15 protein-coding genes are annotated in these 26,427 nt (G+C 52.2%); 13 read left to right on the forward strand and 2 right to left on the reverse strand.

The window, feature by feature from the left end:
* Nucleotides 1-472: 472 nt before the first annotated feature.
* Nucleotides 473-1,381 carry a formate/nitrite transporter family protein gene (locus MXE41_RS07055; RefSeq protein ID WP_247099996.1) on the forward strand — a complete coding sequence of 303 codons (909 nt, stop codon included), beginning with the start codon at nt 473-475 and terminating at the stop codon, nt 1,379-1,381.
* Here MXE41_RS07055 and MXE41_RS07060 read toward each other — a convergent pair.
* Nucleotides 1,366-1,506: a hypothetical protein gene (locus tag MXE41_RS07060; RefSeq protein ID WP_247099997.1), complete on the reverse strand. Its 141-nt coding sequence runs from the start codon at nt 1,504-1,506 to the stop codon at nt 1,366-1,368. The two genes, MXE41_RS07055 and MXE41_RS07060, sit on opposite strands and share 16 nt — an antisense overlap.
* A 596-nt stretch (nt 1,507-2,102) precedes the next feature.
* Here MXE41_RS07060 and infA point away from each other — a divergent pair.
* Both infA and MXE41_RS07070 read left to right on the forward strand, forming a co-directional pair.
* A complete protein-coding gene (infA, locus tag MXE41_RS07065) occupies nt 2,103-2,321 on the forward strand; it encodes a translation initiation factor IF-1 (RefSeq protein WP_009143043.1) in 219 nt (72 codons plus the stop codon).
* 2,037 nt (nt 2,322-4,358) lie between these two features.
* Nucleotides 4,359-4,508: a hypothetical protein gene (locus MXE41_RS07070; RefSeq protein ID WP_246977410.1), complete on the forward strand. Its 150-nt coding sequence runs from the start codon at nt 4,359-4,361 to the stop codon at nt 4,506-4,508.
* Between the two features lie 466 nt (nt 4,509-4,974).
* Here the strand turns inward: MXE41_RS07070 and MXE41_RS07075 are convergent, their stop codons facing one another.
* Nucleotides 4,975-5,340 carry a hypothetical protein gene (locus MXE41_RS07075; RefSeq protein WP_247099998.1) on the reverse strand — a complete coding sequence of 122 codons (366 nt, stop codon included), beginning with the start codon at nt 5,338-5,340 and terminating at the stop codon, nt 4,975-4,977.
* Between the two features lie 1,009 nt (nt 5,341-6,349).
* Here MXE41_RS07075 and MXE41_RS07080 point away from each other — a divergent pair.
* From MXE41_RS07080 to MXE41_RS07125, 10 genes are all read left to right on the forward strand, one after another.
* The gene (locus tag MXE41_RS07080) at nt 6,350-9,025 is read left to right on the forward strand and encodes a hypothetical protein (protein ID WP_247099999.1); all 2,676 of its coding nucleotides are present in this window, start codon (nt 6,350-6,352) and stop codon (nt 9,023-9,025) included.
* Nucleotides 9,026-9,679: 654 nt separating this feature from the next.
* Nucleotides 9,680-10,933 carry an NADP-dependent isocitrate dehydrogenase gene (gene icd, locus MXE41_RS07085; RefSeq protein ID WP_246977413.1) on the forward strand — a complete coding sequence of 418 codons (1,254 nt, stop codon included), beginning with the start codon at nt 9,680-9,682 and terminating at the stop codon, nt 10,931-10,933.
* Nucleotides 10,934-11,532: 599 nt separating this feature from the next.
* Complete coding sequence (locus tag MXE41_RS07090; protein WP_247100000.1) at nt 11,533-12,441, forward strand: flagellin; 909 nt, start codon at nt 11,533-11,535, stop codon at nt 12,439-12,441.
* A gap of 221 nt (nt 12,442-12,662) precedes the next feature.
* The gene (locus MXE41_RS07095; RefSeq protein ID WP_247100001.1) at nt 12,663-13,634 is read left to right on the forward strand and encodes a flagellin; all 972 of its coding nucleotides are present in this window, start codon (nt 12,663-12,665) and stop codon (nt 13,632-13,634) included.
* A 223-nt stretch (nt 13,635-13,857) separates the two neighbouring features.
* Nucleotides 13,858-14,829, forward strand: coding sequence for a flagellin (locus MXE41_RS07100; protein ID WP_247100002.1), 972 nt, complete (start codon nt 13,858-13,860; stop codon nt 14,827-14,829).
* A 555-nt stretch (nt 14,830-15,384) separates the two neighbouring features.
* Nucleotides 15,385-15,849 (forward strand): NUDIX domain-containing protein, encoded by a 465-nt coding sequence (locus tag MXE41_RS07105; RefSeq protein ID WP_246977420.1) that lies wholly within the window; start codon nt 15,385-15,387, stop codon nt 15,847-15,849.
* 23 nt (nt 15,850-15,872) lie between these two features.
* Nucleotides 15,873-17,087, forward strand: a complete 1,215-nt coding sequence (gene mnmA, locus MXE41_RS07110; RefSeq protein ID WP_247100003.1) for a tRNA 2-thiouridine(34) synthase MnmA — start codon at nt 15,873-15,875, stop codon at nt 17,085-17,087.
* A 262-nt stretch (nt 17,088-17,349) separates the two neighbouring features.
* Nucleotides 17,350-18,009, forward strand: a complete 660-nt coding sequence (locus MXE41_RS07115) for a DUF489 family protein (protein ID WP_247100004.1) — start codon at nt 17,350-17,352, stop codon at nt 18,007-18,009.
* A gap of 507 nt (nt 18,010-18,516) precedes the next feature.
* Nucleotides 18,517-19,884, forward strand: a complete 1,368-nt coding sequence (gene purB / locus MXE41_RS07120; protein ID WP_246977422.1) for an adenylosuccinate lyase — start codon at nt 18,517-18,519, stop codon at nt 19,882-19,884.
* 2,012 nt (nt 19,885-21,896) lie between these two features.
* Entirely contained in the window at nt 21,897-24,935 is a 3,039-nt protein-coding gene (locus MXE41_RS07125; protein ID WP_247100005.1) for an AI-2E family transporter, read from the forward strand.
* Nucleotides 24,936-26,427: the final 1,492 nt, after the last annotated feature.

The raw sequence follows: 26,427 nt of genomic DNA on the forward strand, positions 1-26,427 counted from the left end.
ACACTCTGGTATCCGTCATGGCTGAAGCGAGGATGACACTCTGGTATCCGTCATGGCTGAAGCGAGGATGACACTCTGGTATCCGTCATGGCTGAAGCGAGGATGACACTCTGGTATCCGTCATGGCTGAAGCGAGGATGACACTCTGGTATCCGTCATGGCCGAGGACCAGGTACGGACAGACAGCAGTTTCATGCTGTCCTGATTAGAAAGGCATGGGACGAGAAGTCTGTGCTGAAGATTTTATGATGCTTTTGGCAGCGGGCTTTGCTACAATACGCGCCGCTCATTCAGTGGCCATAAGGGCCACAACTTTCAGTACTTTTGAGCTCTAAAAACCCGTAAATACGGGTTTTTATTTAGGATAATAGTGATAAATCTTATCAAAAAAAAAGATGTTTATCCGCTGTTGCAATTCAGCCATGAATTGCCATGGCCTCTGTTTTTGAGCCCCAGCTTTAGCAGATACAGTATGCAAAAAGATTCTCTTTTCTATATTTTCACAGTCAAATCCCTGCTGGCCGGCATGCTTATTGGCCTTGGTTGCGTTGCCTACGTAGCCTCCCCTGTCAAGTATGTGGGTTCCTTTCTTTTCTCTCTGGGTCTGCTGACCATCATGGTCAAAAGCTACTTTCTGTATACCGGCAAGATAGGAGACTGGACCTTACAGTCCACCCTGCGCCTTGTTTACATGTTTGTACTCAACGGCCTTGCCTGTGCAGCCACTGCATGGATCTTCACTCATACCCGTATTGATCTTGGCAATGCAGCTCATGTAGCTGAGCTCAAGCTCAATGACACCATGCTCTCATCATTCATCCTGGCAGCCGGCTGCGGCGCCATGATGCATATTGCCTATTACGGATATACCAGAGGCAAGCATCCCCTGTATGTCATCATGCCGGTAATGTTCTTTATGCTGGCAGGATTTGAGCACTCTGTGGCCAACTGCGGCTTCTTTGCCATGGCCGGTGTCGATATGACTGCAACTGACTGGAGCCGCCTTGCCCTGATTGCCCTTGGAAATGCTGTCGGAGCTCTGGTATTTACCCGCCTGCTTACTGACCCTCAGGCCCATGCTGTACCACCACTGTTTGAGTCTGACCTCAAATACGACCCTCACCACAGCAAATCTCACGGCAAGTGCCACACTCCGGCCGGAACAGCCACTGTATATACTGCAGACTCCTCATCCTCAGGCAACAGCCATCAGGCCGAAGGTCATTATGGAGCTCCTGCCGCTGCGGCTGCCATGGCCATGGCAGCCCTGACCACCTCTGCAGTACCGGTTCAGAACAGCGCCATGAGTGACGTCCAGAGCGCCTCTGTGGTCCATCAGAATCAGAGCACAGGCTCAGGGCGCACTCAGGAGCGCATCTGACCCGAGCCCATCTGACCGGCAGAGAAACCACCATGGCGGCCTGACTGGGCCGGGGAGCTTGCAGGGGCAGGGTAATACCAGTAGGAAATCATGGAACAGATGGCTCCATAACCACCTGTAGCCATGATGACCCTGAGGTTATGAGTGTCCCTGACAGCCCATATGGCCCTAGGGGCCATAATGTTATGCATTGCACCGAGGGCCATGAGCTTATGAGTGGCACTTACAGTCTATATGGCCATGATGGCCATGATGTTATGCATTGTACCGAGGGCCATGAGCATATGAGTAGCCCTGACAGCCCTGATGGCTCTGATATAACGTATGGTCTGCACTCCCATGTTTACAGGATTATGGCCTGCACTTTTGGCCACTGTTAAGGCAGGTGACAGCTCACGGCCGCTCAGAGCCGCCTCGTCAGGAACAGTCTGCCTGATGGCAAGAACACTCCGGCAATGATGTTCAGATGAAATGGCCGTTATGGGCGGGCGCTGACAGCCATTTTTACAGGTGGGCAAAGTTTTCATCTAAAGCGCCTATTTGGGCGCTCTTAGTGTATAATAAGCCCGTTTTTTTCAGGCGTTTAGCGCTGGAACACGGGTTTTTGGCAGCAGAATACTGGCCTTAATTCCCTTATCCTGACGCTTTCACAATAGTGAAATGGCACTTCAGGAACGCTTCTGCGGGCTAAACTCAATGTTTACTTCATAACTCATTTTTTATGGCAAAAGAAGAAAGTATCGAGATGCAGGGCACCGTTCTTGAGACCCTGCCAAATACCACCTTTAGGGTTCAGCTGGAAAACGGCCACATTGTTATGGCTCACATCTCCGGCAAGATGCGCAAGAACTACATCCGTATCTTAACTGGCGACAAGGTAACCGTTCAGATCACTCCTTATGATCTGACCAAGGGCCGCATCACTTTCCGCGCCCGTTAATACCTGCTCCTCTGCCTGCAGTGCAGAGCGCAATATGCCTCCCTCACCAGAGCCTGACAGCCCTGGTATGACGGACCAGCACGCGCATAACACCAGCAAAAGACCTTATTTCACCTGCCAGGGTGAAAAAGCCTTTTTGTTCTTTGGCACTTGTAAAGCTCTCAACGCAGGTCTTTGCAAGTGCCAAACGCATTTCAGGGCCCCATAAAAACCATCCCACTATCCCCGCTATCCAATCTATCCCCTAATCTTCCCGCTGCAGAGCATCCTGAATCTGCCAGACACCGGCTCCATGCACCTATGACGCACCTGCAGAGCGTCCCGAATCTGCCAGACTCTCCACCAGGCCGGAAAGCCAGCTCCATCACATAATGCCGCTCTACAGAGCATCCAGTATCTGCACATGCTAAATCCCAGGCTGGAAACCCGGCGTCATCCCATGATGACTCCCGTGCAAAGCAGACTGTTTCTAACAGGCCTGAAACCAGGTTTGAGCAGATTGCAAGATGGCTGAAATAGCCGAAGCACAAGGCCTCACCAAGCCATCGAATACCTATTAGCTCAGGACTCAAGACACCTCAATGGACTTAATGATTTGCGCTGCACTGCGCCACTATCACAGCCGCGCTGCATAGTGCAGTGCCGGATAAGTGAGATGGGTCATATATTTCTTAGCTGAGCTTAGCTGAGTCCATCAGACTACAGAGGTCAACTGATTGCCGGGCCTGGTACCCTTAAGATCATAAGACTGCAGCTGAGTGGCGACTGGCAGCTACAGATGGACGGCGACTGGTATCTGAAGCTGCGAGACAAATGGCCCTACAGCTGGTGGCTACAGATACTGGCAGCTGTGAGACAAATAGCCCTACAGCTGCTGGCTACTGATACCTGCAGCTGTAAGACAAATAGCCCTACAGCTGGTGGACAGTGCTATCTGCAGCTGGGTGAGACGTGTGGTATCCGCAGCTTTAAAAGGACCGTCATTTTTGGCTGCAGGGCAGACAGCTTAAAACAGAGGTGATTCAAGCTGCTACAGGTCAAATTTGACGACATTGCATGATATATGAGTGTCAGTCTTATCAAGGCCTGTTGATGGGGCCTGGATGCGATTTTTCCAGTTCAAGCGTAATTTTATTTAAATTGGCAGTCGGGTGTAGCGCTCGGCATTTTTGCCTGAAATATCGTTAATTTTGAGTCCATGGGTAATGGCCGGCAAAAATTATTTTTTACCGCCGCCATTAAGTGATCGTGATCCCACTTTCCATTGTTACCGCGTAACATTGTGACATACATAGCATTTTGCATTTTTCTCTAGCACAACAGATCAAAAAACTACGTCATCTTTGCCTGTCTTGCCCGGTCCTGGGACTAATGCTAATTTAATTGCGTCGGCTGCGGGAAGCTGCAAATTTCTGTGGCTGACACAGTAATGATGAGCCTTTATTTGAAACACAATAAGACTCAGACTTACACTTTACAAACGAAAAGTTCTATTATAGATGCACATAATGACATCAAAGACGGCCATTTTGAGCTGAAGAACGACCAATTTACTTAGTTCAGAGTATCTGCCCGAAATTATGTGACCATGGCCTGCAGGCAGCAATGAAGCGAGATTCAGCCAGATAAATTGCTGAATATAACAGCTGCTGCGAGTCCTTTATGGTCTGTCAGATGAAAGTACATAATTTTGACCTCTGCTTAATGTGAGCACGCTATCTTAAACGTGCAAAGGCTGGAACAGCCATACTGCAAAATATCTTTAGCCCCCTGTGACTGAAGCAGCTGGAGCAAACTCATGCTCATATGCCTCCAGGGCATATGCATTGCCCGGCACTGACAGGGTTCTGCCTGATTATGTGGGTAAGGAAGCATGAGAGCACCTTGCCTGAATGCTTTGCCTGTACGGTTACGTACCAGTACCTCTGATTCCGCAAAAAACTCACACAAGCATTTACTCTGTCGTGTCCGCTGCTTAAGCCTCAGAGGGCATCAACTGAGCACAAGAGAATGACAACCAAACACAGGTCCTTATCATTGATTAAAATTGTTGCTGGAATTATTATTTCCCTGGTTTTACTCTCCGGAGCATCAGTTGTTATTGCCAGCTACCATGTAGTAGATCACCAGGAAAGTCCTCAGGACCCTGTCACCGCCAGCGATATCATCAATACAGTACTGAGCTGATCTGATCTGCGATCACTCCAGCAATGCAGGCATGCACAGCTGCCCTTTGTTGACCTTAGCTGACCTTATCTGCCCCGCAAGGCCCACCACATCTATCCTGGGCGCATCCAGTCCGCCCTGCCCCTGGTAGAACCATACCAGTTCCCTAAAGGTACCGCCGCTCTCTTGCTATATCACTGGTACCTGCTGTTGCAGCCCTGCTGCAAAACCATACCGCCCCCGCTCGTAAACTCTCAAGGATGCAAAGCCAGCCTCTCGTCCGCGCATCACCTGAAGCACAGGCATCGGTCCATAACAGGCGTTGCTGACCTTATACTTGCCTTATTGCCCTGTTATCCAGCCATAGCACTGGCTCAAAGCATTTCATTTAAGATCACAGGCCATTACCGGCTCATAAAGCGCCAGATTTTTACAGATTCCGGGCTTCAGTCAGACCGCTGCCAGCTGACCAGGGCTGTCGTGCCTGTTACGTAGTGCACCCCCTCCGTGCCTTTCCTGAGCGCAGTTCTTCCTTTCCTGTTTCGGTGCACAGTTCTGCCATGTCTGTCCCTGAGCGCAGTTCCTCCACTCCTGTTTCGGGGCGCAGTTCCTCCATTCCTGTTTCGGGGCGCAGTTCTTCCAGTCCTGTTTCGGAGCGCAGTTCTGCCATGTCTATCCCAGCGCCATGGCATGGCATTTCTGTCTTCTTATGTCCTGGAGCGACGCTCTGTCCTGCATTCATTTCACGGCATGACAATACTTTAATGGCTAATAACCTCTCACAGCAGGACGGCACTGCTGAGTTGAGCCATGCTGCAAGACTGCCTTCTCTTACCTTTACAGCCCTTTCCATACCGATCCTCTCAATGAAATGCCGCCATCAAACCATATTGCCCCGTTCCTGTTATTGCAGGCATGGCTGCAAAGTCGTGTATAAGTGACTTGTCCATGGTTCAGCGGCCTTATCTGCCTTTTGCTGCAATTGGACTCAGGTTGATGCGTGGCAATGGGACTGTGGGATTATGACAGGCATTGCCCTGTGATTTTACAGAGAAGGGATCAGCCAGGCTGAGGACGAGCGTAGCAAGCGGGACACAAAAGGCTGTCAATTAATGCAAATTCACTGATATATATCGTATTCGTGCACTTTTATGGATATCCAGGTCCGTCTTTGACTTTCATCATGATTGCATTTAAGCTATTTTGCTAAGCCGAATTTTAAAGCTCTGATATTTTCAGGGCGGTCATAGACAAAACTCTGCAGTACTTTTCTGTGTTACGACGCGTATTACCGTTTTTTACTGAAAGCCCCTGCCAGTGGCTGTTTTGCGTCTGGCTGCTACTGCAGTTTCAGGTTAAAACAATACATTCCGGTGCTGCACCTCAATCAGGAATCAAGATGCCTGAGCACCACGATTTGACAGTTTTTAAGGCACACCTGTGTTCCTGAGAGCAGCTGCTATCAAGCCATAATGCCTGTTAGCTCCCATGTTTCCATATGGGTCAATTTCAGTCACGGGCGCGTTTTTTGCTTACAAAAGGCCATTGCCCAGGTATTAAACTATGGCTGTAAGACAGGTTTGTTATGCCATGCATGCCACAGTTCAGGGCGACATAATTTTTAATTTTAATAGGAGCATACAGGCTCAGGCCTGTTGATTACTGATTTGCTGTACCCAGACATTAAGTGTTCTTACAAGCTGACAGACAGCACCGGCTCACGAGCCTCAGTCCGAGTTATTGCATATAACCTGGACCATACTGTCATGTCTGCTCAGCAGCAAAAAAAGGCTCCTGCCACAGACACCTGCCCCAAGTCACTGATTAACCACGACTCAAACGAATCAGCTGACGGCAAATGTTTGGCCTCAGGCCTTTCTCTGGTCTGCAAAAAAGCACTTTCATCCCTTTCCCGTCTTTCAGGTCGTACCACTGCGGCCTCCGCAGCCGCTGTGGCTACAGCGCTGACCCTCAGTTCTCCTGCATATGCAGAATCATCTACTCTTGCTGCCGCTGCCCATGCCGCTGAGGAAGTAATCGATGAGACCGATGCCAGAGTGTCCATGGAGACGGCATCCAAACTGCTGCTTAACAGCCCTCATCTTGATTACGAGCGCGCGCTTTTTGAGCAGCACAATCAGATTGCAGCCAATTACAACAACAATTACGAAACCATTCTCAAGTACAAGCAGCCTGCCAACAAGAGCGAAAAGTGCCTGGTAGCCTCGGATCTGCTTGACGGTATTCTGCTGCCCAACTCCATCCTGTTCTGGGAAGGCTCCTGCCGAGACGATCGCGCCGATGGCTTTGGCCGCGTCTATGTCATTTCTTCAGGCCGCAAGACCTTTGAAATGCTGACCAACTTCCACTCAGACGAGCCTCAGTACACCACTACCTACTACACCAGGAATACCCGCATCGATTCTCGTACTATCTACTTCTACGGCAAGTCCAACCGCTTCCAGAGCAGTGGCATTCTTATTACCGAAAGCCGCGTGGACGGTGATCTGCTGGTTGGTATGCAGACAGTCAACAAGACCAGTCTCATCACCTGGCAAAAAGAGACTTCCCGTAACTCCAAGTATGTACTGAACATCAAGGATTATGGCAATTACGTCCACTTCATCCATGATCTGATAAATACCCCATACCGATCTCTGGCCATGTCCTATCGCATGACCAACCGCACTAATGGTCAGAATCTTGGTTACTCCTTTACAGGTCAGTCCGATGGCATAGTGCTGGGCAAATTTACCGACCGCAGTGGCATAACTGATGACAGCGCCATTCCGTCAGATATTCTCAATCATGTAATCGAACTCAACCGCAATATAGATTTCAATGTTGAGGGCGCCCTCAAGAACGTTATTGAAGCCCTGCCTGTTATTGAGGCCTACAAGACTGTAGTGTGCAATGATTCCTATCAGAATCCTCTATGCACCAAGATGAAGTGCAAGGAAATCTGCTCAAGTCAGAACGCGACTTCACCTGAAAGTCCGGCTGTAAAGGAATTGCTGCTGCGCCTTGTTGATCACCATAACAACAGACCACTGATTTCCTATCTGAGCAAAGCTCAGAACATGCAGAATTCTATGGGCGATGCAGCCAGCTCATCTGATCCTCAGCTAAGCGATCTGCTTTTACAGACCAGGAATGATGGTATTGACTCCGCCAGCACTGGCGCTGTGGCTCAGGCTGGATCATTAACAGCTCAGTCGGGAACTTCACCGCTCAAGAATTTTACTGTTGATGATGCCTATAATCTGGGACAGCAACAGGGGGTAAATCCAGGCGCACCTCTGCCAGAATTTAATACTCACGGATCGGGCTTTGCTTCTTCTCAGGGATCTGTTTTTGATAATGCCGGCAGCTCTTTTGGCAGCCATGCTGCTGCAGATCATGCTGCTAACAACAACCTTTATCAGGCTCAGGGTCCATCTTTGCTCGATGAGGGCAACAGAAAGTACCAGCCAGCAGATCGTAATTTCCAGCGCAGTGCACCTCCTAAGAGCAACAGCGTCTTTAACGATCCACTCTCGGATCGCAGCCGTGCTGAAGCATCAGCAAGACTGCAGGAGCGCATTGAGCGTGAGCGTGCCCAGAACGAAGAGGCTCAGGCCAGGATGCGTGAGGCAAAGGCCAGAGAGCCAGATCGTCAGAGCGCAAGACAGGCTCCACGTGACCCTCTGTCTGAAAAGACCAGTGCAGAGGCAGAGGCCAGACTCCAGCAGCGCATTGACCATGAAAGAGCCCAGTTAAATGCCGCAGAGTCTCGACAGAAAGCTCTGGAGCGTCAGCAACAGCAGGATTACATTGAAATGCGCCGTCAAGGGGATCTCTTTGACCGCGACTTCCCGGTAATAGACTTCAGTCAGGTTGATGAAAATGAGCCAACCAACGATCCTGCAGCTCCACAAAGAAAGCCGCAGGGACCGTCCCAGCGCAGTTTTACACCAAAAATGACCGGAGCACCTGATTTTTCCAAGCGCTACGAAAAGCCATCTCAGGCTATTGATTTCAGTCAGGTTGATGAAAATGAGCCAACCAGCGATCCTGCAGCCCCACAAAGAAAGCCGCAGGGACCGTCCCAGCGCAGCTTTACACCAAACATGACCGCAGCACCTGATTTTTCCGAGCGCTACGAAAAGCCATCTCAGGCTATTGATTTCAGTAATATCGATGATGGAACTGACAACAACACTGAGAAGGTTATTGATCGCAGCAATTATCAGACTGATATAGAAAAGCGCCGTGCCGAGCAGGCGGCCATGCGCAATAAGGCTGCACAGCAGCGCCGTGAACAGCAGACTCTGGAGGGCTATCAGGCCCGTCGTGCTCCTCTTTCCGATCAGAGCCGTGCTGAGGCCAGTGAGCGTCTGCAGTCCCGCATAGACAAACAGCGTGCTCAAAGTGAAGCTGAAGCTGCCGAGCGTCGCGCCCGCGACCGCCAGCGTCAGGAAGAGATCATGGAGTACCGCCGCAGCGGCGACCGCTACAGCGCCCCATCTCCAGTGATTGACTTCAGTCAGGTCGAATAGCAACACAACACCAGCGTCGCACCACGCCGTCCTCCCCCGGGCACTGCCGCTCCAGGGCTGAGACTGGCTGCGCTGCGGCCCGCCATGCTGGTAAAATACCCCATAATCAGGGCAGATCCCCACAAGGATCTGCCCTGCTGCATTTATGAACTGACAAAACAGCTATCAGAGCTCATTCCCGTCAGGCTGCGCCCTACCCCGCCATACTCCTGCGGACTCACAGCCCCACCTGCATGCCATAAGCTCCGGCCAGCTGCCAGACTGCAAGCTGCAAGCTGCAAGCTGCAAGCTGCAAGCTGCAAGCTGCAAGCTGCAAGGCACACTAAAGCATTCCCAGATAATCCAGCATCATGCAATGCTCATAAATATGGCCCCACAACGGGGCAGTATGACCATGATGTGCTGCAAAAGTGTGCATAAGGCAGTGACAGCCGCCTTTACAGGGCTTTTGCAGCTGTTTAGACCGACTTACTGACTGTGAGCCAGGTCTTTTTAGGTTAGGATATGTGCCAGCAATCAGACCTCGGGCCCAGGCACGCTGCCATGAGTACAGGCCACAGTGTGCAGTGCTCAAGGCGCCGCCAGGGTACCCCGGCGGATATGTCAGGCTACAGAGGTCAGGTATAACCATAAAGGCTTTTTTGAGGGTTGTTCATGAGCTTTATCAGTAAGGTCACAGTTCCTGAGGGTGACAAGATTTCCGTGGATGCACAGGGTCGTCTGACCGTTCCTGCCAATCCAGTTATTCCTTTTATTCGCGGTGACGGTATTGGTGAGGATATCACCCCTGTCATGCACAAGGTGGTCAATGCTGCCGTTGAAAAAGCCTATGGTGGTGCAAAGAAGATCTCCTGGATGGAAATCTATGCCGGCGGCCGTTCCTGCGAAGTCTATGGCGAATTTGTCTACCTGCCTGATGAGACCATGGAGTTCATCAAGGACTACCATGTTGCCATCAAGGGTCCTCTTACTACCCCAGTAGGCGGCGGTATCCGCTCTCTGAACGTTGCCATGCGTCAGGGCCTTGATCTGTACATCTGCCTGCGTCCAGTACGCTATTTCAAGGGCACCCCAAGCCCGGTTAAGCACCCTGAGCTTACCGACACCATTATCTTCCGTGAGAATGCTGAAGACATTTATGCCGGTATCGAGTGGGAAGCTGACAGCGAGGGCGCAAAGCAGGTTATCGACTTCCTGCAGAACACCATGGGTGTTAAGAAGCTGCGTCACCCTGAGCACTGCGGCATAGGCATCAAGCCAATGTCAAAGCAGGGCACCGAGCGTCTTATCCGCGCTGCCATCAACTATGCCATAGACCATGACCGCAAGAGCGTTACCATCGTCCACAAGGGCAATATCATGAAGTTCACCGAGGGTGGCTTCAAGAAGTGGGGCTATGAGCTTGCTGAGCGTGAGTTTGGCGCAAAGGCCGATGACAAGGGTGTTATCTCCTTCAAGAACCCAAATACCGGTCGTGACATTGTCATCAAGGACGTCATTGCAGACGCCTTCCTGCAGAATATCCTGCTCTACCCTGCTGACTATGATGTAGTTGCTGCCATGAACTTAAATGGCGACTATATCTCCGATGCCCTGGCCGCTATCGTTGGCGGTATCGGCATTGCCCCAGGCGCCAACATCGGCACTGAGGCCGCTATCTTCGAGGCCACTCATGGCACCGCCCCAACAATCGCCGGTAAGGGCATTGCCAACCCTGGCTCCATCATTCTTTCAGCTGAGCTGATGCTGCGTCACATTGGCTGGAACGAGGCTGCTGACCTCATCATCAAGGGCATGGAATCTGCCATCAGCGCCGGCAAGGTCACCTCAGACTTCGCCGCTCAGATGGAAGGCGCCCAGGCCCTGTCCACCGCTGACTTCGGCGACGCAATCATCGCCCACATGTAAGCGGCCAGCCCCATGCAGCTGCCAGTCAGGCGCCTTACAGCCCCTGGCTGCAGCGGCAGCGGCAGCTGCCACCAAAGCCCGGCTTTCCCACAGGAAAGACCGGGCTTTATCAATTTAAAGCACGAATCTGTCGGTCTTCAGCGCCACAGCATGCTCCATATTTCCCACCTCAGCCTCTACCATCCAAAGCCACACCCACCACACCGCACCTCAGAGCCATGTCTCACAGCGCCAACTCAGGCGCCTCTGGCATCACGCCCCAATAAATACTCTACAAAATGCAATCTGAAGTGTATCTGCAAACATTGGCCAGAACACCTGCAGAAGCTCCCATTTACCACACGCATCTCATAAGCAAGTACGGCTTTAATAATCATGATTTTGCCGGCCCAAAATCTCATTGACAGCTAAATGATAAAGACCAGTTTGGATTTATAAATACAGGAACTGTTCACGCGTTAAAAGTAGAGGGCAGGCTTTTTTAAGCCAAAAATTGAGGCATGTACATTGCATGATATTTGACAGTAAAGGCCGGTGCCATTGATCAATAAACATAAGACACCCGGTCCAAACTACATGAGAGAAGAGAGAGAAATACTATGGCCCTTTACGTCAATACGAACGTAAGCAGCATTAATGCGCAAAGAAAGCTCAGTAATGCTACTTTAAACCTGAATGTCTCCTATCAGAGACTGTCATCTGGTCTGAGAATTAACTCCGCCAAGGACGACGCAGCAGGTCTGCAGATCTCAGACAGACTCACCTCCCAGATTAATGGTCTCAACCAGGGTAACCGCAACACCAACGACGGCATCGCTCTGGCTCAGACTATCGAAGGTGCCCTGGACGAAACCACCAACATGCTCCAGCGCATTCGCGTCCTGGCCGTACAGTCCGCCAACGGAACCAACTCCGCCTCCGACCGCAAAGCCCTCCAGGAAGAAGTTTCCCAGCTCTCCCAGGAAATCACACGTATCGCAAAACAGACTACTTTCGCCGGCCAGCAGATTCTGGACGGCGCCGGCAAGGGTCTGATTCCTACTGATGGCAAACTCACTTTCCAGGTTGGCGCTAACGCAGGCAACACACTGACACTAGACTGGAGCAAGGCCTTTACCATGACCGGCCTTATCTCCCAGGTTAAGGGTCAGACTGCTCCAGCTAAAAACACTGACGGCATTCACAAGTCCGGCAACTTCTATGTCTGGACCATTTCCATGGCCTCTCTGGCAACCGCCGTACTTGGTAACATCGACAAGTACATCCAGGCAGTTGACTCCAAGCGCGCCGGACTTGGTGCTTTACAAAACAGAATGGAGAGCGCAATCCGTAATCAGGCTAATATCTCAGAGAACCAGTCTGATGCCCGCAGCAGAATCAGGGACACAGACTTTGCTGCAGAGACCGCAGCACTGACCCAGGGCAATATCATCCAGCAGGCTTCCCAGACCGTGCTGGCACAGGCCAATCAGCGTCCTACTATTGCGCTGAGCCTGCTTGGCCGCTAAGGCGATATTAACTTTATTGCTTTAACTTAAGCGGGCCAAAGTTCCCGCTTTTGTATGAGACAGCTGAAGATATAGCAGCTGCATAAATCCCCTAAGCAAGGGATTTATTACTGTAGCAAGGCATAGCACATAACGACCGTCTGACAATAAAGTCGCGGCTGTATACCGAGCAATCTGGTTATGCCCTGCTAACAGATTGAGAGAGAGAAGAGGAAAGAGATATGGCCCTTTACGTTAATACGAACGTCAGTTCCATTAATGCCCAAAGGAAACTGAGTAACGCCACTTTAAACCTGAATACCTCCTACCAGAGACTGGCCTCTGGTATGCGTATCAACTCCGCCAAGGACGACGCAGCCGGTCTGCAGATCTCAGACAGACTTACCTCCCAGATTAATGGCCTTAACCAGGGCAACCGCAACACCAACGACGGCATCGCTCTGGCACAGACTATCGAGGGCGCGCTGGACGAAACCACCAACATGCTCCAGCGCATCCGTGTGCTGGCCGTACAGTCCGCCAACGGCACCAACTCCGAAGCTGACAGAAAGGCTCTTCAGGAAGAGGTTACCCAGCTGTCCCAGGAAATTACCCGTATCGCCCAGCAGACCACCTTTGCAGGTGCAACCGTCCTGAACGGCCCAAGAGCTCCAGGAGCTAACGATGCCTGGCTCCAGAATAAGACCAGCTTAATCCCTAGCCAGGGCTCCCATAACGCAGGAAAGATTGTTTTTCAGGTTGGCGCTAATGCTAATGACACTCTGACCATGAACTGGTCTATGGCTTTTACCATGTCTGGTCTGGCAAAGATGGCAAATCTTGGTGCTGGAGATAAAACGGCTACAAATGGCATTTTTAAGGCGGATAACGCAAATGGCAACACAGTAAGATGGTCTGTTTCTACTGCAGCAACATCAACCAATACTCTGGCCAATATCGACAAGGTAATTCAGGCTGTGGACTCCAAGCGTTCAGTACTGGGCGCTTTACAGAACAGAATGGAGAGCGCTATTCGTAATCAGGCCGGTATTTCTGAAAATGAGGCAGATGCCCGCAGCAGAATCAGAGACACAGACTTTGCCGCAGAGACCGCAGCACTGACCCAGGGCAACATTATCCAGCAGGCTTCCCAGACCGTGCTGGCTCAGGCCAATCAGCGTCCTACTATTGCGCTGAGCCTGCTGGGCCGCTAAGGCGATATTAACTTTATTGCTTTAACTTCAGCGGACCAAAGATCCCGCTTTTGTATGAGCACAGCTGAAGATATAACAGCTGCATAAATCCCATAAGCAAGGGATTTATTACTGTAGCAAGGCATAGCCCATAACAGCCGTCTGACAATAAAGTCGCGGCTCCAGCCTCAAGAGTCTGGTTATGCCCTGCTAACAGATTGAGAGAGAAGAAGAGGAAAGAGATATGGCCCTTTACGTTAATACGAACGTCAGTTCCATTAATGCCCAAAGGAAACTGAGTAACGCCACTTTAAACCTGAATACCTCCTACCAGAGACTGGCCTCAGGTATGCGTATTAACTCCGCCAAGGACGACGCAGCTGGTCTGCAGATTGCTGACAGACTTACCTCCCAGATTAATGGCCTCAACCAGGGCAACCGCAATACCAACGACGGCATCGCTCTGGCACAGACTATCGAAGGTGCCCTGGACGAAACCACTAACATGCTCCAGCGCATTCGCGTGCTGGCAGTGCAGTCCGCCAACGGCACTAACTCCGAAGCTGACAGAAAGGCTCTTCAGGAAGAAGTTACCCAGCTGTCCCAGGAAATTACCCGTATCGCCCAGCAGACCACCTTTGCAGGTGCAACAGTCCTTAACGGCCCACGTGATCCAAGCAATACCAAAAACTGGCTGCAAAACAAAACCAGCTTAATCCCTAGTCAGGGCTCTCATAATGCCGGAGCTATCGTTTTTCAGGTAGGCGCCAATGCAAATGACACACTGACCATGAACTGGTCAGTTGCTTTTACCATGTCAGGTTTGGCAAAGATGGCAAATCTTGGTGGCGGCGATCAAACTGCAACTAAAGGTATTCACAAGGCTCAGGGTGCAGACGGCAACACAGTAAGATGGTCTGTTTCTACTGCACAGTCAGCTACCAACACGCTGGCTAATATCGACTCAGTTATTCAGGCTGTTGACTCCAAGCGTTCCGTGCTGGGCGCTTTACAAAACAGAATGGAGAGCGCTATTCGCAATCAGGCCGGTATTTCTGAAAATGAGGCAGATGCCCGCAGCAGAATCAGAGACACAGACTTTGCCGCAGAGACTGCAGCACTGACCCAGGGCAACATTATCCAGCAGGCTTGCCAGACCGTGCTGGCTCAGGCTAACCAGCGTCCTACTATTGCGCTGAGCCTGCTGGGACGATAATAATTTCACTTTTTCTTTTCTGTTATCTTAAGGCGGGTTTTCCCGCCTTTTTTGCATTCTGGCCCGAGCAGCCACGATGCACAATGGAAAAGGACCAGCCTTTTTAGAGCCCCTCAACAATACCCGGCATAACCTGGCAATACAACTTCAGGGGCATCCATTTTGAAAATGCGCCTTCACATTGGCTCTGTATCACTTCACCAAACTGCTTTCATGGCTGCCATCCTCTGGGGGCTTTGCTGTGGATGGATGTGATGATGGCGGGGGTTATTTTCTTTGGCCGAGGGTGCGGTTACTGGTGGTGCAGCGGGTTATGCGACAGGCGTAGCGGGCGTGTGTTCGGGGATGATATTCTGGTGACGTCTTGAACGGTACGCTTATTTATCCGGTTTTCCTGGATGTTTTTTGTGGTGCAAATTTTTGCCTGCAGGCCGTATATATCTACAAAAATTCAGGCATCTTTGCTAAAATCTCAGCTTTAATTGCATGGGACAAGCCCACAGTGGCGTCCTTTTCCAGCTTTAAGGCGTTTTTGTTTTTTGATGCGAGGCAGACATGTCAGCTCGTTTTAAGCCAAATCTTACCGTGGCTCTGATTATTGAGCACGAGGGCCGTTTCTTAATGGTCGAAGAGTACCAGGAGACAGGTGATCTGTGCTTTGGTACTGTGGCAGGACATGTTGAAGCCCGTGAAAGCATTGTCGAAGCTGCCCTGCGTGAGGGTCTTGAGGAGTGCGGCTGCGAAGTCGAACTCGACCACCTCGTAGGTGTCTACGATTACGTCAAGGACAATGAAACCATTCTGCGTTTCACTTTCAAGGCTCACCTTAAAGACAATGATCCTTCCAGGGTCAAAATCAGCGACCCTGATGGCGATATCGTAGACATCAAGTGGCTTACCCGCGAAGAGATTTTTGGCGCCCGTGACATGTGGCGCACCCGTCTTATCGGACCAAACTTTGAAGACTACTTCAATGGTCAGTCCGTTCCTCTTTCCTTTATCACTACTGTACGCAGCTGATACGCGCGATGACTAACTGGCTGATGCCCTCCGATTACCGCTTTGCTGCGGATATTCCCTATGACCAGCTGCAGGGACGCCACGTTGTAGTAGGCGTATCCGGCGGTGTGGACTCATCACTGTCGGCCGCCCTGCTCAAGGAAGCCGGCATGAAGGTAACCGCCCTGTTCATGAAGAACTGGGAAGAAGACGATACCGATACCTACTGCTCGGCCGCTCAGGACCGTGCTGATGCTCAGCAGGTCTGTGACACTCTGGGAATTGAGCTCAAAACCATCAACTTTGCTGCCGAATACTGGGACAGCGTTTTTGAGAACTTTCTGAGCGAATACCGCGCCGGTCGTACCCCTAATCCTGACATCCTGTGCAATAAGGAAATCAAGTTCAAGGCTTTCCTTGAGTATGCCCTTGAGGATCTCAATGCCGACTTTATTGCTACAGGCCACTACTGTCTGCGCAGCTTTGATGGTGGCATTGATGCTCCGGCTCATCTGCTCAGAGGTCTGGACAGTAACAAAGATCAGTCCTACTTCCTCCATGCCATAGGCCCGGACAGACTGCACAAGGTGCTGTTCCCTGTAGGCCATCTGCCAAAACCTCAGGTAAGAGCCATGGCCGAAGAGCGCGGTCTTGCCACTGCCCGCAAGAAAGACAGTACAGGCATCTGCTTCATAGGCGAAAAACGTTTTGGCCAGTTCCTTAAACAGTATCTGCCTGACGCCTCCACTCCAGGTCCAATTATCTCTACTGCAGGTAAGGTTATGGGTGAACACCCTGGCCTTATGTACTGCACCATTGGTCAGAGAAAGGGGCTTCATATTGGCGGCAGTGCCGACGGTACCGGTGAAGCATGGTATGTAGTCGACAAGGACATGAAGAACAATGCCCTGATCGTAGCTCAGGGACATGAGCACAAGGCTCTTTATGCCAACGGTCTGTATGCCGGCGCTGAGACATGGATTATCGATGCCCCGGAATTGCCGCTGCACTGCACCTGTAAGGTACGCTACCGTCAGCCTGATGTGCCTTGTACTGTAGAGCGCGTCAGCGCCTCTCAGGCCGGTCTGTACACCGAAGAGGCAGGTCAGTCTGAAGCTTCACAGTCAACTGAGCGCACCATGCTCAAAGTTACCTTTGACAATCCTGTAGCTGCTATTGCCCCAGGCCAGTCAGTTGTGTTCTACAACGGTCAGGACTGCCTTGGCGGTGCCGTAATCGAAGCACCGATTAAAGATTAAAAAGCAGGCATCAGGTCTCTGCAGTGACTTGCAGGCTGCGCCTCCTGGCGCAAGCGCCGTCAGGCACTGCAGCTGAAGTCAGGCCACAGGCACTGCAGCTGAAGTCAGGCCGCAGGACCACAACCTTGCCATGTCCTGGCAATGCCCTGATTATCCTGGCTGAGCTGATACAGGCCGGACTCGATACTGTGCCGAGCTGCCTGCAGGCATAACCCCTTTTACTACAGTTGTCATTTTTACTGGATTTCCCTGGATTTCTGTCATGGCTAACAACATTTATTCTGAAACCCTTGCACTGGCCGCTTTATTCCAGTCTGCTGCCCAAATCCAGCGTGTTGCCCGTACCGGCAGCGTAGATGAGCACACTATTGCACCTTTAATGCGTGCTCTGGTCATTACCGAGCCTGATGCCATTGAGGACATCTACGATCCCAAGCGTCTTGAGTCCGGTCTGAACCAGCTGCTTACCTCCCTGTACCCAAAGGAGGCTGCCCAGCCTAAAAATGCTGAACTTATCAAAATCGCTTTCAGCATCCTGGGCCTGGTGAGCAATCTTGAAAAGCAGGACATGATTTACAGTCAGCTTGACCGTGAAGTCGACAGCCTGCGCTCCAATGTGCTGCTGATGCACCCTGACTATGAGACTGAAGAAGACAATATCCTCATGGATTACGATGTCATCAAGCTCTACTCAGGCATTTACAGCAATTTAATCAGCCCTAATTTCCCTAAGCTCATCATCTATGGTGAGGAGCACTATCTGCGTCGTACCGAGCTGCAGGAGATGATTCGCGCCCTGCTGCTCTCCGGCATCCGCGCATCAATTCTCTGGCACCAGGTAGGCGGCAAGCGCTATTCCCTGATGTTCCGCTATAAGGACATCATCGAATGTGCCCGCAACGTGCTCAACAAAAACAGATAATTACCAGGGCCCCTGTATCAGGGGCTTTGGGCTTTTTCCGCCACCGACAGCAGCCGTAGCAGATACGCGGCTCACAGCCCCAGGCGCGATGACCGCCTGGGCCGCTGGCCCGGCTGCCGGTACGGCTGCCCGGGCACTGGCCCGGGGCCTGGCATCGCCGGGTTCCTTTGGATGAAAGCTCTGGCCGTGCTGGTCGGGGCAAGAGCAGGTGGCGACGATTTTTCTTTTTTCGCCTGTAAGCTGCGAACCTGTGTAGAGCAGCTTATGGGCTGAGTCTGAAAACACTGTTTCTGGTCTGTGCAGGACAGCTGTTTAAAAGCACTCACTAACTCCAACTGGTCCTGCAGTCTGATACTTTCAGGCATCTGTATGTGTCATATGACACCTGGTGGCTGTGGTGACGGCTGAACTATGGACTGCGCCGGGACAGATTATGACCATGTGGTCATATGGCATTGCCGGTGCGGACAGGGCTGGAAAATGTGCTTGTCATTTTGAGGTTTAGTTATGCAATTATCGCCTTTAACAGCGATTTCACCGCTCGATGGTCGCTATGAGTCCAAGGTTCAGGAACTGCGTTCCATTTTCTCCGAATACGGTTTAATGCGCTTTAGAGTGCAGGTTGAGCTCACCTGGCTCAAAATGCTGGCCGCCTGTCCAGAGATTAAGGAAGTGCCAGAGTTCTCAGCTGAGGCCATTGCTTTCATCGATGGCATTATTGAGAACTTCTCCGTTGAGGATGCCGAGGACATCAAGCGCCGTGAAGCTGTAACCAATCACGACGTCAAGGCCGTTGAGTACTTCTTGAAGGACAAGACCGCCTCCAATCCTGAGCTGGCCCAGGTTAAGGAGTTCATCCACTTTGCCTGCACCTCTGAGGATATCAATAACAACTCCCACGCTCTGATGCTCAAGACTGCCCGTGACGAGGTCATTCTGCCATTATGTGACAAGCTCATTGGCGAAATTTCCCGTCTGGCTCATGAGTATGCCAGCCTGCCTCTGCTGGCCCGTACCCACGGTCAGCCAGCCTCTCCTACCACCTTAGGTAAGGAAATGGCCAACGTAGCCTACCGTCTGCGCCGTCAACGCAACCAGATTGCTGCTGTTGAAATTCTGGGCAAGATGAATGGCGCTGTAGGTAACTACAATGCCCACTACTCTGCCTATCCTGAGGTTAACTGGCCAGAGCTGTCCCAGAAGTTTGAACAGTCCCTGGGCATTACCTTCAATCCTTTCACCACTCAGATTGAGCCTCACGACTACATTGCCGAGATGTTCAACGCCCTTGAGCGTTTCAATACCATTGTGCTCGACTTTGACCGCGATATCTGGGGCTATATCTCCTACGGTACTTTCACCCAGAAGACCATTGCCGGTGAAATCGGCTCATCCACCATGCCTCACAAGGTCAACCCTATCGACTTTGAGAACTCCGAGGGCAACCTTGGTCTTGCCAATGCCATCTTCGCTCACCTGGCTGCCAAGCTGCCAGTATCACGCTTCCAGCGCGATCTGACCGACTCAACCGTACTGCGTAACCTGGGCGTAGCCTGCGGTTACTCCGTACTTGCCTGGAAGAGCACTTTAAAGGGCATTTCCAAGTTACAGGCCAATGAGGCTCACGTACGTGCCGAGCTCGACAGCAACTGGGAAGTTCTGGCTGAGCCATACCAGACCGTAATGCGCCGCTACGGCATTGCCAATCCATACGAGAAGCTCAAGGAGCTGACCCGTGGCCGTGAGGTTAATGCTCAGACCATGCTGGCCTTTATCGAAACTCTGGAAATTCCTGAGGAGGCAAAGGAGCAGCTGCGCAAGCTCACTCCAGAGACCTATATCGGTATTGCCGACAAGATTACTGCCACTCTGTAATCCTGCACTGCCAGGACAGGCTGCAGGGCAGCAGCAAAGCTGCGGCTATGGACCTGTCTTTGCGTGGTCAGTATCTGGCAATACTGTCATAAAGGCTGTGTTCTTCAGATACTGACATAAAAGAGCAAGAGCCCTGTAAATGCAGGGCTCTGTGCTGCTGTTCATTACTGAGAGCAGCTTTGTGCTCCAGTGGCATCATGGCTGACCAGCTCTGCCGTCTCCGTCTGTGCTTTACAGAGTGACGGGGTCGGTGGTGTGTCCACGCCAGGGATTTTATAAAGATTCCTGGCATGGTCGCATCTTCAAGACAACAGCACCAGCAAAACTCAGACGGCTTTTAAGCCTTCTGTGCCTGTCTTAAGTACAGGCAAATTACCATGGCAGACGCCGCCTTCTTTTCCGGGTAAAGATGCTTAACTCCCTGAAAATATGGCCGCGTTCTGATCCATCAGGCAACCGTATGAGCTTACAGCTCTTTAAGTACTTGCTCTAATTGGAGCGTATCACCTGCATTCTTTACATCAGGTACCTGGCCCCATGCTGCAGCTTTTGCAACCTGGCGGGACCTGGCTTAAGGCCTGGAGTATCAGGTTAGAGGCATTTGCTGGCCTGATCTGCAGGTTAACTGCTCCCTCTTTTTGAAATTATGTCCTGCCGGAATATGCACTTTAGTGCACCGGTAAAGCCCTGAGCCCAACACTGTTAATGCAGTATGCTGCAGACAGAATGCTCACAGGCCAGCCAAAAGGACTACTGTGGAGCAGGTACAGAGCAAAGAGCGCAGAAAGCAACGAGCTCAGCTGACGGCTGAGCAGCAGATACAGGCAAAGGCATAAGCTCCTTACAGTCACCATACAGCTGTTTAAGGCCGCCAGCAGACCTGTATCATGATCTGCTTTACGTACTGAGCTCATGCCAGATACGTGACCTTTAAGGTATGAACGTCTTACACAATGGTTGCCCTGAACTTTCCTGGCAAGGCCTGACAGCAACGCTTTTTAACCGGCGCTGCACCTGCAGGCCCGCTGCCGGATGAAGCCGCAACTGCCTTAGCAGCACGCAACTGACTTTATCAGACAATGCTGCTGACAGCGGCATTTGCCGCAGCCGGCTGTGCCGCCGGATCAGCACAACCTGTCCACTTTGACAGCTCTGCTGAAGGCTCCGGCCTGAGCACTGCCAAAGCCCGTGCCCAGCTTCATCCCGGACTTGCTCCAAAGAGTAAGGCCCGAGTCCAGCGTCATCCCGGACTTGCTCCAAAGGGTAAGTCCAGAGTACAGCGTCAATCCGGAGCTGCTCCAAATGGGAAATCACGTCCCTGGAGTAAGACCTCTGGCCATGGGCACAGCCGCTGCAGCTCGTTTGCAGCTGCACTGTGCTGCCCATAAGATCAGTCTTTGGGCCAGATAAAGTGACCGGCTGAGATGCAGGCCGCATCAGGCCAATGAGCGGGCATACTCTATTGCAAAAGGATAAATGCCTGTATTCAGGCAGATCTGTCAGTGACGGCCCCTTAGACTGGACTGCATGCTGTGGCGTGCCCGGCGACCTGTGCCGCTGCACTGCAGCATGGCACTGTGTGATCCTGGCACCAGCCTGATCCTGCAGCATTTTGCTGCGCAGGACAGCACAGTGCCTGACCGATGCTGTGTATGCCAGATCAGTGCAACATGCGGACTTTAAGCCCGGTGGGCATGTGTTTGTGTGACACTGCAGACTTTTGAGTTCTGCAGACATATGTCCCAGCGCTCACGGCATTGCGCCAGCACCTGGCCCGACCTGGATCTGCATGGTATTGCCAGGCCGGACCTGCAGGCAAGCACGCCAGCCCTGCAGGGCAAAGCCCTGCAAGCCTGCCATTACTGCGGTACACATACTGGCGAGCATGCCAGCGCTGCAGGGCACAGGCTGGCAAGCCTGCTATTGCTGTAGGGCATGCCTGCGGGCGGCTTTATTTTGTCTTGAGATGCGTGTGTACATTGTTAAGTCTTTGAAGCTTTTCGAGGCCAGTTTTGAGCCATACACGCGAACGTTATTTTGAGTGGATCCTGGTAGGACTCATTCTTATTCTTGGTGGTCTGCTTTTCTATCAGGCCCTGCCATTTTTAAACGGTACCCTTGGTGCCATTACCCTCTATATTCTGCTGCGCCGCGTCAATCTGATGCTGGCCAACCGCTTCTCCCCCGGTGCTGCTCCATGGATTATCACCATAGGTGTAACCATCTTCGTCATGCTGCCACTGTCAGCTGGCATGTGGTATCTCATTGACCTTGTACAGAACGTCAATTTTGACGTCCAGGTAATTATCAAACGCTTTACCGATACCATACGCTATCTGGAGCGCACTACCCATCTGCAGATTGTGTCTGAAAAATCCGTGGCTTTCATAACAGCCAAGGGTACGGCCTTCATGAACATGCTCATGGCCGGTATCAACAACGCAGCCATCAATCTGTTCACCACCATTCTCATCCTGTTCTTCCTGCTTTCAGGCGGTGTCAGGATGGAACGCTCCATTGCCCGCTGTCTGCCGTTTTCTGACGCCAACAAGCACACCATCATCTCCCGTATTTCTGTTCTGGTGCGCTCCAACGCTATCGGCATTCCAGTACTGGCCATGATTCAGGGCGGTGTAGCTGCAGTAGGTTACATGTTCTGTGGCCTGAACAATCCAATTGCTTTTGGTGTGCTGACCGGCTTTGCCTCCATGATTCCTATCGTGGGCTCCATGCTGGTCTGGATTCCTCTGGCCATTGCCCAGTATTTTGAACAGGGCCTTGGACCTGCTCTTTATATTGCCGGTTACGGTATGATTGTCATTTCCCAGTGTGACAATGTACTGCGCATGTTCATGCAAAAGCGCATGGCCGATACCCACCCTCTAATCACCATTTTCGGTGTGATTGCCGGTTTGCCTCTGTTTGGCTTCATGGGCCTGATTTTCGGTCCTCTGCTTGTTGCCATGTTCCTGCTCTTCCTTGAGATGTTCATCAAGCAGTACATCATTGGCACCGAGATGCGTAATACAGACACCTTGAGCGTGACGAAAGGACGCAAGGATCGCAAGATTCGTGATGGCAGTGCCAGCGCCGGCGACAGCCCGCTGCAGCTGACCACCTCAGATAAGCGCAGCGACTCTGGCAATGGCTCAGGATCACGTTCCGAGCTCTCAGGCAGCGGATCACGCAAGGGCGGTAAAGGCACCGAAAACCAGGCAAAGAGCTCAGGAAAAGCCAGAGGCAAAAACTCAGGCGGCAGCTCAGCTACCGACACCGCTCCGGGCGCATCCAGGGCTGGCTCATTCACTTCAGGCAGTGCCGGTGCTGGCAGTGCCCGTGCTGCACGCGACGGTGCTGCAGACGACAGCACTAATGCCTGGTGCAAGAATGACAATTCAGGATCCAGTGAGCCTGAAAACAGGGAAAGGAGCGAGAACAAAAGCTCCACAGGACGCAGCCGTGTTGACTTCAAGACAGCCAAGGCTGAAAGCAAACAGCAGAAACGTGAGGCTGCCCGTATGAGAGCACAAGAAGAGCGCAACGCCTATAACCGCCATCTGGCCAAACTGACCCTTGATCCGGACTCTACTCCGGCAAACCTTGCTGAAAGAGCCGCCATGATCAGTGGCGAAGGCATGCCGGTAAGACCAGGCAACCGCGCCGATGCCCTCTTTGATGAGAGCCGTGAGAACATGCCAGGCCGTAACCTTGTATCTCGTGCTGTAAGCCAGGCCATTCAGTCCTTTGATCGCTTTGACGATCTGGATAACCATGGCTCCTTTACTGACATGGATCTGTTCAAGGATGACTACCTTACCGACAGAACCAGAGAAGAGATTGGCAAGAAGCACCGCAACCGCGCCGAGCGCCGTGCCGGGCGTGCAGGAGATGACAGCGACAGCAGCTCAGGCAGCCGCCGTGAGCACAGTCGTGACCGCCGCGACAGTAAGGACCGTGCAGCCTCAGGACGCAAAGACCAGACTGCACTTTTTGACGGCGACTTAATCGATCGTCTGCTCAACGACGACGATGACGACGACAGCCGTGAGTCCAGCTCTACCACAGGTGCTATTGACCGCGCAGCCGCCAGCAACAGTGCACGCGCAGCCTCCAGCGACAGTGTACGCGCAGCCACCAGCGACAGTGTACGCGCAGGCGTCGGCGCAAGTGCACGCAAGCGCGATGAGCGCAGCTCAGGCAGCTCAGCTGAAGAGTCATCAGGCCGAGCTGACAGCCAGTCACAGAGCCGCGCCAGTGATCATGATGAAGGCACCACCTCCGGAGAACACCGTGATGGCGAGCGCGCCAGCCGCCGTGAGCGCAAGGAGCGCAGCGATCGCGCCGATCGTAAAGAGCGTGCTGCTCGCAGCGAGCGTAACAGCGACAGCAAGTCTGACAGCAGATCCGATAGCAGCAGTGGTCTGGTGATCAACCCATGGGATCGCATCAGTGAAGTACACAGCGACAGCCCTGATGCCCTGACCGGCCTCTTTGGAGACAGCTTCTCTGAGCGCCGTAGCCGCAAGAATGAGCGCCGCGCTGAGCGTAACAGCGAGCGCAGCAGCGACGGCCACAAGGACCGCAGCGAGCGTTCAGATCGCATCTCCCGCAATGAGCGCAACGACCGCGCTGAGCGCGGCGGTCGTGGTGAACGCGGTGATCGCGGAGAGCGCAGCTCACGCAAGGCTGACAAAGGCGCATCACGTAAAAATGAGCGCAGCTCCAGCCGCACCGAGCGTGGCAGCCACAATGATCGCAAGAGCTCACGCGACAGCCGCAGCAGCTCACGTAATGAGCGCAGCCGCTCAGCCCGTCCAGAGCGTCGCAGCCGTAATGACAACCTGGGCTACCAGGTCATCAGAAATGAGCGCCGCCGTGAGGAGGAAGTGCCTATTCTGCGCACTGTAGTATCCCACCAGTTTGGCAACTTTGAACCGGCTCGCCCACGCTCGGCCCTGAAGACCCAGCTGGTCTCCATGCATACTGCAAGGGGCACCATGGTGGCTGATACACCGCGCCGCAAGCCAAGCCGCCGCCGTCCATATCACTAAAAACAGACCGTCCTTAACGGGCGGTCCCCCCAAAAAAGGGCCGCCCCGCAAGGAGCGGCCCTTTTTCATGCGCCAGTCTGAACCGGTCTGCTCCGTCCGCCCCGTCACCAGACTGTGCCTGCCAGCAAGGCTTACCATGACAGCTTTTACAGACATGGTGACGGTACCAGCCTTGCCGGCCCATATGGGTATAGCGGGGCGAATGCCCATTTTCATGCAGTGACTTAACCATTATGGGGCATGGTTTCTGTCAGGAAGTCCTTATGAGGGCTCCAGGATTAATTTGCAGGGATAATATATTTGTGCAGCAAATACACACACATATATATATCTATCTCCATTTTTGCAGGTAAAATGCGGCCTTGCTTCGGCATAAATTATGATTTACTTGCATAGATATCAGCCAAAACGGAATGTGATAAGGTGAAGCAAGGCCTGAAAAGCACAAATTGATCAGATTTTTTGTAACTGTTTCTGTATCTTTTGTGAGCCGGTCACAAAATAATCCTGCGTCTGTAGATATAATCACCAGTACGCTTCCAGAAAATCACAGTCTGTTCGGACTGTTCTGACGGCTCTTACAGCATGTCATCAGGCTGCGCGTTCATTGCATGAATCTGCTGATGCGGAGAACTGATACTTAAGGATCTGCTGCGTGGCTCTTAAAGGCCATGGTATAAAGCTCCACGTCATGCAGCATTGGTTATATGCCTGTACAGGAGCATCTTCCAGAGTCAAATTATGGAGCAGTGCGGTGAGAGTCCCCCAAAATACTCCAACGGCAAGGCTGTTGACCAGGGTAAACTTCCCAGCCCGGACATGTCGCCAGCACGGCCACAGAGCTGAAATTCCGTAACTGCTGTGAACAGTATGCTTAATTGTGAGCTCTTACTTTAAGAGCCCCCTCTGCCCCATAGCAGCCATTACAGGCATACTGTACAGGACCACCAGGTTAAGTCATGACCGGGCACTGGCCCTTTGCCAGACATGAGGCAGGATATCGAATAACATCAGGAGGTCTGCTCCATATACATGATGAGGATGCAGCCCCACCCAGTTAACATTGCCAACTCCTTTAAGGCTCCAGCCATATTACCCGCGCACTGTGCGCCACTGCGTCAGGCTGCTGCCTGCAAATTATAAGGAGCATAAAGCCGTCGGGCCCCAAATGCCCCGACAGGCACAGGCCTGCATGGGTACCAGGTCCCATCACGGACTTCAGTTCCTTTCAGGGGCACCAGGTCCCATAATGGACTCCAGGTCCCGTCACGGACTTCAGGTCCCTTCAGGGGCACCAGGTCCCATAATGGACTGCAGTTTTATTCTTCATGGCCGCTGCCGCATCAGCAATGCCAGCACGGTCATGTTCTTTTGTCCCTGGCATGAGCCCCAGTTAATGCTGCTGTACACAAGCTGTAAGGCTGATACTATGTCCAGCTGCCAGGGGACCGCCTTATGCCAGATGCTGTAAGAAAACTGGCCCGAGGGACAG

Source organism: Anaerobiospirillum sp. NML120449 (assembly GCF_023051105.1).
In the GTDB taxonomy this organism is placed as follows: Bacteria; Pseudomonadota; Gammaproteobacteria; order Enterobacterales; family Succinivibrionaceae; genus Anaerobiospirillum.

Excerpts from the sequence above, each read along its gene's own strand:
- MXE41_RS07055 (WP_247099996.1), top strand. The coding sequence starts at position 473 with ATGCAAAAAGATTCTCTTTTCTATATTTTCACAGTCAAATCCCTGCTG.
- MXE41_RS07060 (WP_247099997.1), bottom strand. The coding sequence starts at position 1,506 with ATGGCTACAGGTGGTTATGGAGCCATCTGTTCCATGATTTCCTACTGG.
- infA (WP_009143043.1), top strand. The coding sequence starts at position 2,103 with ATGGCAAAAGAAGAAAGTATCGAGATGCAGGGCACCGTTCTTGAGACC.
- MXE41_RS07075 (WP_247099998.1), bottom strand. The coding sequence starts at position 5,340 with ATGGAAAGGGCTGTAAAGGTAAGAGAAGGCAGTCTTGCAGCATGGCTC.
- icd (WP_246977413.1), top strand. The coding sequence starts at position 9,680 with ATGAGCTTTATCAGTAAGGTCACAGTTCCTGAGGGTGACAAGATTTCC.
- MXE41_RS07090 (WP_247100000.1), top strand. The coding sequence starts at position 11,533 with ATGGCCCTTTACGTCAATACGAACGTAAGCAGCATTAATGCGCAAAGA.
- MXE41_RS07095 (WP_247100001.1), top strand. The coding sequence starts at position 12,663 with ATGGCCCTTTACGTTAATACGAACGTCAGTTCCATTAATGCCCAAAGG.
- MXE41_RS07100 (WP_247100002.1), top strand. The coding sequence starts at position 13,858 with ATGGCCCTTTACGTTAATACGAACGTCAGTTCCATTAATGCCCAAAGG.
- MXE41_RS07105 (WP_246977420.1), top strand. The coding sequence starts at position 15,385 with ATGTCAGCTCGTTTTAAGCCAAATCTTACCGTGGCTCTGATTATTGAG.
- mnmA (WP_247100003.1), top strand. The coding sequence starts at position 15,873 with ATGCCCTCCGATTACCGCTTTGCTGCGGATATTCCCTATGACCAGCTG.
- MXE41_RS07115 (WP_247100004.1), top strand. The coding sequence starts at position 17,350 with ATGGCTAACAACATTTATTCTGAAACCCTTGCACTGGCCGCTTTATTC.
- purB (WP_246977422.1), top strand. The coding sequence starts at position 18,517 with ATGCAATTATCGCCTTTAACAGCGATTTCACCGCTCGATGGTCGCTAT.